Below are 6,453 nucleotides of genomic sequence, written 5' to 3' on the forward strand. Positions count from 1 at the left end.
ACTTTAATAAAACCCGCGCGGTTTCGGGCGGTTGGTTGTGGGGGGGGGTCCCCCTTCTGCGGGCCCCCCCCCCCACACGGCGCACAGCGGCTGTGATCCCGGTCATCTCCGTGTCCCTGGTTTCATCACAGGGCCGCGGGCCCGTTATTCTTACCGAAACCATCGAGTAATCGGCGGTTTCAAGAGCCTAGGAGCCCACGTTGGCTGAGCTGCACGTCGAGCTGGTCGCAGCCGACCGCAAGGTGTGGTCCGGTGCGGCCACCATCGTTGTCGCCCGCACGGCCTCCGGTGACACCGGCATCATGCCCGGTCACACCCCGGTGCTGAGCGTGCTGGAGTCCGGTCCGGTCACCATCCGCACCACCGACGGCGGGACGGTCCTCGCCGCGGTGCACGGCGGCTTCATCTCGTTCGCCGACAACAAGCTCTCCATCCTCGCCGAGGTGGCCGAGCTGGCGGACGAGATCGACGTCGCGCGTGCCCAGCGCGCGCTCGACACCGCGCAGTCGGAGCTCGACGCGCACGCCGAGCGCCGCGCGGAGGTCCGCCTGGTGGCGGCGCGCGGTCTCAAGGCCCACGCCTGAGCACCGGACCCTGACACAGGGGTCGACCGACGGTCCCGGGGACGCGGAAGCGTGACCCCGGGACTGTCGTATCAGTTGGTAGGACATCGCGGTCGATGACCCGGCCGCACCACGGGGACGCAGGGAGCGAGGAGGTCGGTGAGCATGGTCTTCGCTCTTGTGGTGTGCGCGGCGGTGGTGGCCGTTGCAGTGGTCGGGCTGGTCGCCTTCGCGGTACGCCGCCGGGTGATCCAGCGGGTCGGCGGAACGTTCGACTGCAGTTACCGACTCAAAATGCCCGCCGGCGCCTCCACGCAGCCCGACCTCGACGAGAACGGCAAGCCCACCTCCGCCCCGGTCCCCGTGACCGACGGCAAGGGGTGGGTTTTTGGTATCGGGCGGTACAGCGGCGACTCCATCGAGTGGTTCCGGGTCTTCTCGTACGCCCCCCGCCCGCGCCGGGTCCTGCCGCGCACCGAGATCGAGGTGCTCGGCCGCCGCTACCCCGAGGGCCAGGAGGAGCTCGCCCTGCTCTCCGGCTCCGTCGTCCTGCGCTGCCTGCACAACGGCGCCCCCCTGGAGCTCGCCATGAGCGACGACGCCCTCACCGGCTTCCTCGCCTGGCTCGAAGCCGCCCCGCCCGGGCAGAGAGTCAATGTCGCGTAGTGACGAGAGCCTCGGGCCGGTGGCACCTCCCGCCCGGGTGACCCGGTGCGGACGGGGGATGTGGGCTGGTTAACACCGCCTAACACCGCCCCCGCGGCGGCGCTAGGCTGCGGCCATGGTGAACCTGACGCGTATCTACACCCGGACCGGCGACGACGGCACGACCGCCCTCGGCGACATGAGCCGGACGACCAAGACCGACCCGCGGCTGGTCGCGTACGCCGACACCAACGAGGCCAATGCCGCGATCGGCGTGGCCATCGCCGCCGGCGCGCTCCCCGCGGACGTCTCCGCCGTGCTGACCCGGATCCAGAACGACCTCTTCGACGTCGGCGCCGACCTCGCCACCCCGGTCGTGGAGAACCCCGCCTACCCGCCGCTGCGGGTCGAGCAGGGCTACATCGACCGGCTGGAGACGGACTGCGACCACTACCTGGAGGCCCTGGAGAAGCTCCGCAGCTTCATCCTGCCCGGCGGCACCCCCGGTGCGGCCTACCTGCACCTGGCCTGCACCGTGGTGCGGCGGGCCGAGCGGGCCACCTGGGCCGCCATCGACGAGCACGGCGACACGATCAACCCGCTGACCGCCAAGTACCTCAACCGGCTGTCGGACCTGCTGTTCATCCTGGCCCGGACGGCCAACAAGGAGATCGGCGACGTGCTCTGGGTGCCCGGCGAGAACCGCTAGCCGCGACCGACGGGCCGGAGCGCCCGCCCGCGGCCCCGTGACGGGCCGTCAGCGGCGCTCCAGGGCCTGTCTGGCGCGCAGGGCGTCGTCCGGCCACACCATCAGCCGCGGACCGGCGCTGGTGGCCACCAGGGTGTGCCGGACGCCCTCGGCCGTCAGGACGCCGGACATCCGCCGGGCCTCCTCCGGGTCGGCCGGGGCTGCGACGGTGACGAGCAGCCCGTACTCGTCGGGGTTGCCCGTCCGCGGCCGGCGCTGCGCGAGCGACTTCCCGTGCCCGTACGTCCAGCGCAGCAGCAGGACCAGCACCGCGACCACGGCCAGGCTGATCAGCAGCACCTCCAGCGGGTGCAACCCGGTCATCGCGTGGACCCCTTCGCAGTCGGGCACAGATCACACTCTCCATTCTCACCACGGAGCCCGCGCGGGCATTAGAGTCCCGGCCGTGAGCGGCGCGGCCCAGGCGGTGGACCCTGCCCCGGCCCGCCTCGGGACGACTGGGGAGACGACACCAATGAGCAGTGCACCCACCCGGCGCATCGCCGTGATCGGCGCGGGTCTGATGGGCGCCGGCATCGCCCAGGTCTCCGCCCAGGCCGGCCACCCGGTGGTGCTGCGGGACGTCACGGAGGCGGCGCTGCAGCGCGGCCTGGACGGCATCCGCGCCTCGTACGGCAAGTTCGTCGCCAAGGGCCGGATGACGGCGGAGGACGCCGAGGCCGCCCTCGCCCGGATCACCACCACCACCGACCTGGGGGCCGTCGGCGACGCCGACATCGTGGTCGAGGCCGTCTTCGAGCAGCTGGACGTCAAGGAGGGCGTCTTCCGCGAGCTGGACAAGGTGGCCAAGGACGGCGCGGTGCTGGCGTCCAACACCTCCGCCATCCCGATCACCCGGATCGCCGCCGCCACCGAGCGGCCGGAGGCCGTGGTCGGCGTGCACTTCTTCTCGCCGGTCCCGCTGATGCGCCTGGTCGAGCTGGTGCGCGGCTACAAGACCTCCGACGGGACGCTGGCCGCCGCCCGCTCCTTCGCCGAGGGCGTCGGCAAGGAGGTCGTGGTGGTCAACCGCGACGTGGCCGGCTTCATCACCACCCGCCTGATCACCGCCCTGGTGGTGGAGGCGGCCAAGCTGTACGAGTCCGGCGTGGCCACCGCCGAGGACATCGACACCGCCTGCCGGCTCGGCTTCGGCCACCCGATGGGCCCGCTGCAGACCGCCGACCTCACCGGCGTCGACATCCTGCTGCACGCCGCCCGGAACATCTACCAGGAGACCCAGGACGAGAAGTTCGCCCCGCCGGAGCTCATGGCGCGCATGGTGACCGCGGGCGACCTCGGCCGCAAGAGCGGCCGCGGCTTCTACCCGTACGAGGGCTGACGGCCGCGGCGGCCGGGTGCCGGGGGCCGGTGCCCGGCCGCCGTGTGATGCGGCCCTCACGGCCGCGCGCCCGGCCGGGTGAGTTTGCTCACGATGCTGCCGCAGACGGGTGATTTGCGTCCTAATCGCGCGTAGGGGTGGGGAGTTCCTGCGTATATTCCCTCGGACGGGTGAAATTGAGTGAGACTCCGCCGAAGGGGCGAAACCTGCGGAGTTGGTTCACCGTCAGATGAGGGGGAGACCGGCGCGGCCCTCGGCGCGCGGCGTTCCACGCCCGGTAGGACCGGGCCCCACACACCACCCGTCGGCGAGCGGAGGAGGAGAGCGTGCGTATCACCGGCGACCAGACCGGACTGGCCATCGAGGGCCGGCTCGACGTCCGCAGCGCCGCCGACGCCCGGGCCTTCCTGCACGCCGCCGTCGACGGCGGCCAGGGCGACCTCGTCCTCGACCTCGGCCGCCTGGAGTTCTGGGACGCCACCGGCCTCGGCGTGATCATGGGCACCCACCGCCGCGCCGGCCGGATCGGCCGCCGGCTCGTCCTGCGCGCCGTCCCGGCCCAGCTGCAGCGGCTCCTGGTGGCCACCCGGCTGCACCGCATCCTCGCCGTGGAGGGTGCCGTCGCCGACCCGTACGGCTCCACCCTGCCCGCCCTCGGCCCCGCCCAGGCCGCACCGCTCGCGCTGCCCTCGGTCTGACCCCGGGCCCACGGCCCGGACGGGCGCCGCCGCCCGCCGCACACCCCCGCACCGACCGCCCCGGCGCCCCGCCGGGCGCCGCACCCCGCGCCCCGCGCACACACTTCGGGGGACCGGTCTGTGCTCCGGCCGACGAGTGTGCGAGAGTCTGCGCTCAGAAGTACGGCTGCACCGGGCCACGGGCCCCGCCGCGCGGCCGACCGACAGCCAGCGCACCGGGCGGAGAGCCGATCCCGGGCGGCCGATCAGGGGTGGAGCGCGACGTGGGACAGCCGACCGACTTCGGGCAGGAAGGGATACGTCCCCGCACCGGTGAAATCGTCTCCGGCGACCTGCTGGTGGCCGTCGGAGGACCGGACGGCTCGGAGGCACGACCGTGCCCCGAGGGCTGGCGCCCCGAACCCCGCCGGGACCGCGACCGCCGCCAGGACCGTCACGCGCTCGGCCCCAGCCCCGCGGTCGGCCCGCTCGCCCTCGGCAGCGCCTCCGACCTGCCCCTGCTCGACCGCGAGGCCGACATCGCCCGACTGGTCGGCCGGCTCGCCGAGGGCCGCTCCGTCCGGCTGGTCGGCCAGGCCGGCTCCGGGCGCTCCACCCTGCTCGCCGCCGTCGCCGAGGCCGCCGCGGACGTCGCCCCGGACGGCGTCGTCCGGCTGAGCGGCTACCACCGGACCGCCGCCGACCTCCTCCAGGACCTGTTCGCGGCGACCCACCACGCCCCCGGCTACCGGCCCGACCCGCGCACCCTCCGGGAGCTGCTGGCCCAGGTCGGCGCGGTCGTCGTGATCGACGACCTGGACATCGCCGAGGACGAGCTGGACGAGCTCCTCGCGAGCGCCCCCGACTGCGCCTTCCTGGTCAGCGTCCCGCCGGACAGCCCGGCCCTGCCGGTCGGCTCCCGCCTGGAGGACCACCTGGTCGCCGGCCTGTCCCGGCCGGCCTGCCTCACCCTCGCGGGCCGCCTGGCGGGCCGTCAGCTGGACGAGACCGAGCGGGCCTGGGCGGTCGACCTCTGGTTCGAGTCGGAGGGGCTGCCGCTGCGCTTCGTCCAGGCCGCCGCCCTGCTGCGCCGGCGCGACCTCGCGGTGGACACCCTGGTCGCCGCGCACGAGGACCGCAGCCACGTCTTCGGCCTGGTCAAGGAGATCCCGGAGCCGGACGACCCGGCCGTGCTGGAGGACGAGCTGCGGCGCACCGTGCCGCTGCCCACCGTGGCCGAGAGCGCCGCACCCGCGGTCCGCCTCGCGGAGGGCCTGAGCGACTCCGCCCAGGCCGTGCTGCGCCTCGCCCTCGCCCTCGGCGGCGAGTGCCCGACCGCCCCGCACCTGCCGGCCCTGATCGACGTCGGCCTCGGCGAGAGCGCGCTGCGCGAACTGGTCGACGCCGGCCTCGCCGTCTCCGTCGGCGGCCACCACCGGCTCACCACCGGCGCCGCCGACCTGCTCGCCCCGCACTACACGCCCGGCACGGTCGCCCACGGCGCGGCCGAGCACTTCTCGTGGTGGGTCGGGCACGGCTCGGTGACGGTGGAGCAGATCGCCGCCGAGGCGGAGGTCCTGGTCGGCGCACTGGTCGCCGACCGCGAGGACGGCCGGCCGGAGGCCGTGCTGCGCCTGGCGGCCGCGGCCGCGCCGGCGCTCGCCCTCTCGCTGCGCTGGGGCGCCTGGGAGCGGGTGCTGCAGCTCGGGCTGGAGGCCGCCCGGGCGCTGGGCGCCACCCGGGAGGAGGCCTGGTTCCACCACGAGCTCGGGGTGCTCGCGCTGTGCACCCGGGCGGACTCCCGTGCGCTGGCCGAACTGGAGTCGGCGGTCGCGCTGCGGGCCGCGTTCGGCGACCCGAGGTCCGGCGCCGCCGGGCGGCGCATGCTCGACCTGCTGATGTCGGAGGCCCGGCAGCTCGGTGCCGGCTCCGCCGAGCCCGCCGCGTCCGGCCGGCGCCCGGTGATCCGGGCCATCGCCCGGGTGCCCGGGAAGGTCCGCGGACTGCGGCGCAGGGGCGAGGCCCGGCGCACCGCGATGGCGGCCTCGGCGGCCGTGCTCGCGCTCGGGGTGCTCGGCACCGCGGTCGGCCTGACGGTGTCCGGATCCGACCCCGCCGCGGGCCAGAAGCCCGGCCCCGGTGCCTCGGTGGACGACGGCACGCTGCCCGCCGGGCTCACGGCCGGCGACAGCCCGTCGGCGGCGCCCAGCACGACCGACTCGCCGTCCGCGTCGGAGTCGGCCGCCGACCCGTCGGCGGACCCGAGCGGCTCGCACAGCAGCGGCACCCGCAAGCCGACCTCCACCAAGTCCGGCACGACCGCGCCGGGCCGGCCCACCGGGCCGACCTCGGTGCCGACCTCGACGAAGCCCACCTCGGCGTCCCCGTCGGCGTCGCCGACCACCACGCCGCCGTCCTCCCCACCGCCCTCGCCGTCGCCGACCGACTCCGCGACGCCCTGACCGGGCAGCCGAAGGC

At 74.9% G+C, this 6,453-nt stretch carries 7 protein-coding genes; 6 read left to right on the forward strand and 1 reads right to left on the reverse strand.

Annotated features, from left to right (window positions below):
- Positions 1-200 precede the first annotated feature (200 nt).
- The 3 genes from ACFV0G_RS14375 (at position 201) to ACFV0G_RS14385 (ending at position 1,917) form a co-directional block, all read left to right on the forward strand.
- Positions 201-584 carry a F0F1 ATP synthase subunit epsilon gene (locus ACFV0G_RS14375; RefSeq protein ID WP_380546406.1) on the forward strand — a complete coding sequence of 128 codons (384 nt, stop codon included), beginning with the start codon at positions 201-203 and terminating at the stop codon, positions 582-584.
- A gap of 144 nt (positions 585-728) precedes the next feature.
- Positions 729-1,229, forward strand: coding sequence for a DUF2550 domain-containing protein (locus tag ACFV0G_RS14380; protein ID WP_380546408.1), 501 nt, complete (start codon positions 729-731; stop codon positions 1,227-1,229).
- 115 nt (positions 1,230-1,344) lie between these two features.
- The gene (locus tag ACFV0G_RS14385) at positions 1,345-1,917 is read left to right on the forward strand and encodes a cob(I)yrinic acid a,c-diamide adenosyltransferase (RefSeq protein ID WP_380546410.1); all 573 of its coding nucleotides are present in this window, start codon (positions 1,345-1,347) and stop codon (positions 1,915-1,917) included.
- A 48-nt stretch (positions 1,918-1,965) separates the two neighbouring features.
- On the opposite strand, the gene ACFV0G_RS14390 is transcribed toward ACFV0G_RS14385, so the two are convergent.
- A complete protein-coding gene (locus ACFV0G_RS14390; RefSeq protein ID WP_380546413.1) occupies positions 1,966-2,280 on the reverse strand; it encodes a hypothetical protein in 315 nt (104 codons plus the stop codon).
- Positions 2,281-2,431: 151 nt separating this feature from the next.
- Between ACFV0G_RS14390 and ACFV0G_RS14395 the strand changes: the two genes are divergently transcribed.
- From ACFV0G_RS14395 to ACFV0G_RS14405, 3 genes are all read left to right on the forward strand, one after another.
- Complete coding sequence (locus ACFV0G_RS14395; RefSeq protein ID WP_380546415.1) at positions 2,432-3,298, forward strand: 3-hydroxyacyl-CoA dehydrogenase family protein; 867 nt, start codon at positions 2,432-2,434, stop codon at positions 3,296-3,298.
- Between the two features lie 326 nt (positions 3,299-3,624).
- Positions 3,625-3,996 (forward strand): STAS domain-containing protein, encoded by a 372-nt coding sequence (locus ACFV0G_RS14400; RefSeq protein WP_380546417.1) that lies wholly within the window; start codon positions 3,625-3,627, stop codon positions 3,994-3,996.
- Positions 3,997-4,259: 263 nt separating this feature from the next.
- Positions 4,260-6,437: an ATP-binding protein gene (locus tag ACFV0G_RS14405; RefSeq protein ID WP_380546419.1), complete on the forward strand. Its 2,178-nt coding sequence runs from the start codon at positions 4,260-4,262 to the stop codon at positions 6,435-6,437.
- The last annotated feature ends 16 nt before the right edge of the window (positions 6,438-6,453 follow it).

The sequence above is a fragment of the Kitasatospora sp. NPDC059571 genome (assembly GCF_042735675.1).
Lineage (GTDB): Bacteria > Actinomycetota > Actinomycetes > Streptomycetales > Streptomycetaceae > Kitasatospora.